Source organism: Streptomyces sp. NRRL S-495 (assembly GCF_000966955.1).
Lineage (GTDB): Bacteria > Actinomycetota > Actinomycetes > Streptomycetales > Streptomycetaceae > Kitasatospora > Kitasatospora purpeofusca.
This window is the reverse complement of record NZ_JZWY01000998.1, coordinates 1-311: the sequence shown is the minus strand read 5'-3', so window position 1 is coordinate 311 and position 311 is coordinate 1. Positions and strand designations below refer to the sequence as shown.

Sequence of the window (311 nt, the reverse complement as noted above, 5' to 3'; positions counted from 1 at the left end):
CGCCGGTGCGGCCGGCCTGCTGGTCGGTCTCGCCGTTCCGGCGCTCGGCGTCGCCGCCGCGATCGGCCTGATCCTGTACTTCCTCGGCGCGGTGATCACCTGTCTGCGGGCCCGCTCCTACAAGACCGTGGCCTTCCCGCTCCTCTATCTCGCCCCCGTCGCGGTCACCCTGGGCCTGGGCTTCGCCGCCTGACCGGGCGCGCCCGTGCCCCCGTCGCCGCTGCCGGCCGTCCGGCAGCGGCGACGGGCGGGCGGCATGCGCAGGCATCCACCTCGCTCATTGCAAACAGTTCGACCGCTCCCGTTCCGAA

At 74.0% G+C, this 311-nt stretch carries 1 protein-coding gene; it reads left to right on the top strand.

The features are described from left to right. On the top strand, positions 1–193 hold a 193-nt coding region (locus VR45_RS37720), incomplete at its 5' end, for a DoxX family protein (RefSeq protein WP_045944463.1). Between the last annotated feature and the right edge of the window lie 118 nt (positions 194–311).